Source organism: uncultured Dietzia sp. (assembly GCF_937873725.1).
GTDB lineage: Bacteria > Actinomycetota > Actinomycetes > Mycobacteriales > Mycobacteriaceae > Dietzia.
Window position 1 is genome coordinate 1 of the sequence record NZ_CALMYY010000086.1, and the last position, 3,354, is coordinate 3,354.

General features: G+C 71.0%; 5 protein-coding genes. All 5 read left to right on the top strand.

The window, feature by feature from the left end:
- The coding region (thrS, locus tag Q0444_RS08670) for a threonine--tRNA ligase (RefSeq protein WP_299022994.1) at nt 1–962 on the top strand (962 nt) is incomplete at its 5' end.
- Nucleotides 959–1,537: an HIT domain-containing protein gene (locus tag Q0444_RS08675; protein WP_299022996.1), complete on the top strand. Its 579-nt coding sequence runs from the start codon at nt 959–961 to the stop codon at nt 1,535–1,537. The genes thrS and Q0444_RS08675, both read left to right, overlap by 4 nt.
- A 16-nt stretch (nt 1,538–1,553) precedes the next feature.
- A complete protein-coding gene (pgsA, locus tag Q0444_RS08680) occupies nt 1,554–2,198 on the top strand; it encodes a phosphatidylinositol phosphate synthase (RefSeq protein WP_291081891.1) in 645 nt (214 codons plus the stop codon).
- Nucleotides 2,195–3,103, top strand: coding sequence for a phosphatidylinositol mannoside acyltransferase (locus Q0444_RS08685; protein ID WP_299022999.1), 909 nt, complete (start codon nt 2,195–2,197; stop codon nt 3,101–3,103). The genes pgsA and Q0444_RS08685 overlap by 4 nt, the downstream gene beginning before the upstream one ends.
- Nucleotides 3,104–3,110: 7 nt before the next feature.
- On the top strand, nt 3,111–3,354 hold a 244-nt coding region (locus Q0444_RS08690; RefSeq protein WP_299023001.1), incomplete at its 3' end, for a glycosyltransferase.

Here is a 3,354-nt window from a genome sequence, read left to right on the forward strand (position 1 = left end):
ACTACGTCAAGCCCATGAACTGCCCCATGCACAACCTCGTCTTCGACTCCCGCGGTCGCTCCTACCGGGAGCTCCCGCTGCGGATGTTCGAGTTCGGCACCGTGTACCGCTACGAGAAGTCCGGCGTGATCCACGGTCTCACCCGCGCGCGCGGCTTCACCCAGGACGACGCGCACATCTATTGCACCGAGGACCAGATGGAGGGCGAGATCGCCTCCGTCCTGTCCTTCATCATCTCGCTGCTCCGGGACTACGGGCTCGAGGACTTCTACCTGGAGCTGTCCACCAAGGACCCCGAGAAGTACGTCGGCGGCGACGAGATCTGGGAGCGGGCCACCGATACGCTGCGGCGGGTGGCCACCAACTCGGGTCTCGAGCTGGTTCCCGACCCGGGCGGTGCGGCCTTCTACGGTCCCAAGATCTCGGTCCAGGCACGCGACGCGATCGGTCGCACGTGGCAGATGTCCACGGTGCAGCTGGACTTCAACCTGCCCGAGCTCTTCGACCTCACCTACAACGCCGCCGACGGCACCAAGAAGCGTCCGGTGATGATCCACCGGGCGCTCTTCGGGTCCATCGAGCGGTTCTTCGCGGTCCTGCTCGAGCACTACGCGGGACTGTTCCCCGCGTGGCTCGCACCGGTGCAGGTGGTGGGCATCCCCGTGGCGCAGGCCCACGAGAAGCACCTCGAAGACGTGATCGACGAGCTCCGCGGGCGGGGCATCCGGGCCGAGCTCGACCTGTCCGACGAGCGGATGCAGAAGAAGATCCGCAACCACACCACCGGCAAGGTGCCGTTCATGCTGCTGGCCGGCGACCGCGACGTGGAGGCGGGCGCGGTGAGCTTCCGGTTCCCCGACGGCACCCAGCTCAACGGCGTGTCCCGCAGCGCGGCGATGGACAAGATCGCCTACTGGGTCTCCTCCCGCCGTAACGACGTCCCCACGGCGGAGCGGGTGTGACGGCCGGCGAACCGAGGCCGGCGGACCAGTACCGCCAGTACGGGGTGGGGGAGGACCGGCTGCACCTGCTGTGGGCGCCCTACCGGATGTCCTACATCGCGGAGACCAAGGCCCCTCCCGGAGAGGGGATGACCGGGGAACCGTTCCTCGACATCCCCCGGATGAACGACGTGGACGGGCTGGTGGTGGCCCGGGGCCACCACGTGTACGTGGTCCTCAACCTCTTCCCGTACAACCCCGGGCACTGCATGGTGGTGCCGTACCGCAAGGTGGCGAACCTCGAGGATCTGGACCACGACGAGTCCCGCGAGCTCATGTCGTACACCCAGCACCTGCTCCGCGTCATCAAGGCGGTCTCCCGGCCCGACTCGTTCAACGTGGGGCTCAACCTCGGGAGCGCGGCGGGCGGGTCGCTGTCCGACCACCTGCACCAGCACGTCGTGCCGCGCTGGATCGGCGACGCCAACTTCATCACCGTGACCGGCGGAACCAAGGTGCTGCCGCAGCTGCTCCGCCAGACACGGCAACTGCTCTCCGAGGCGTGGTCCACCGTGCCCCGGCCCGGACACACCTGACAAGCGGGGGAGACCAATGCTCAGCGAGTTCGGACGATCGGGGGTCACCAGGGTGGCGCACCCCCTCGCCACCTTCCTGGTGCGCATGGGTGTCACCGCCAACGGGATCACCCTGACCGGCCTGGTCCTGACCTGCGGGGCGGCGATCACCCTCTTCGGGACCGGCCACCTGGTGGCCGGCGCGATCGTGATCGCGGCGTGCACGCTGCTGGACCTGATCGACGGTGCGGTCGCCCGCGCCGGTGACGGCGGGTCGCCCTACGGCGCACTCGTGGACGCCGTCTCGGACAGGGTCGCCGACGGCGTGATCCTCGCGTCCCTGGTCTGGTGGGTGGTCAGCGCGGACCCCGGGAACGGGTACGCCCTGGGGATGCTGCTGGCGTGCCTGGTGCTCTCCCAGGTGGTCTCGTACTCCAAGGCCCGGGCCGACGCCGGTGGACTGCGCACCCCGGGCGGACTCATGGAGCGGGCCGACCGGCTGGTCCTGGTCCTGCTCGGGGCCGGCCTGGAGGGCCTCGGGGTCCCGTGGGCGCTCGAGGTGGCGATCACCGCGGTCGCCGTGGGCAGCCTCATCACCGTGGTGCAGCGGGTGTGGGGGGGTCGCGCCGACTACCTCGACCGTCTCCGCCCCGCGGAGGCACCCGCGGCGGGAGAACGATGAGCGGCATCGGCGGGCGGGTCTCGGACCTCGGCTACGCGGCCGGGTGGGCCGTGGTCCGGGGACTCCCCGAACCGGTGGCGCGAGCGGTGTTCCGCGCCGGGGCCGACGCGGCCGCCCGCAGGCAGGGCCCGGACTCCCAGTTGCGGAAGAACCTCTCGCGGGTCCTCGGGGTGACCCCCGCCGAGGTTCCCGACGACCTCATCCGGGACTCGTTCCGGTCCTACGCGCGCTACTGGCGCGAGGCGTTCCGGCTGCCGTCGATGGACAGGGAGGCCGTGGCCCGCGAGATGGACCGGACCATCGACGGCGTCGACCACCTCGACGCGGCCCTGGCGCAGGGCCGCGGCGTGGTGGTGGCGCTCCCGCACGCGGCCAACTGGGATCTGGGCGGGACGTGGCTCGCGCGCCGCTACGGCGGCTTCGCCACCGTGGCGGAGAGGCTCGAGCCCGAATCCCTCTACCAGCGGTTCCTCGACTTCCGGGAGAGCCTGGGGTTCACGATCTACCCCCACACCGGTGGCCCCACGCCGCCGCTCGACGCCCTCCGGGAGTACCTCGCCGGGGGCGGGATCGTGTGCCTGCCCGGTGAACGCGACCTGCGCCGCACCGGGGTTCCCGTGACGTTCTTCGGTGAACCCACCCGCATGCCCGCCGGGGCGGCCAGGCTCGCGGTGGAGACCGGCGCGCCGTTCCTCGTGGCGCAGTTCTGGTCCCAGGACGAGCACACGATGCGGGTGCGGATCCCCCCGCCGATCGACGTCTCCGGAGGGGTGGAGCCGGCCGTCCAGGCGATGGCCGACCTGTTCGCGGAGGGGATCGCCCGGCACCCCGCGGACTGGCACATGCTCCAGCCGCTGTGGCTCGACGATCTCCCGGCCGAACGTCGCGAACGAATCGAGGGCTGATCCCGTCGTGCGCATCGGCATGATCTGCCCCTACTCGTTCGACGCGCCGGGTGGCGTCCAGGCCCACGTGGTGGACCTGTCCGAGGAACTCCGCCGGCGCGGCCACACCGTCCGGATCCTCGCACCGGGCAGTCCCGGCAGCGCCCCGACGTCCGGGATGACGCTGACCGGCCCGGGCGTGGCGATCCCCTACAACGGGTCCGTGGCACGCCTGAGCTTCGGACCCGCCACGTGGCGGGCCACGAGGAACT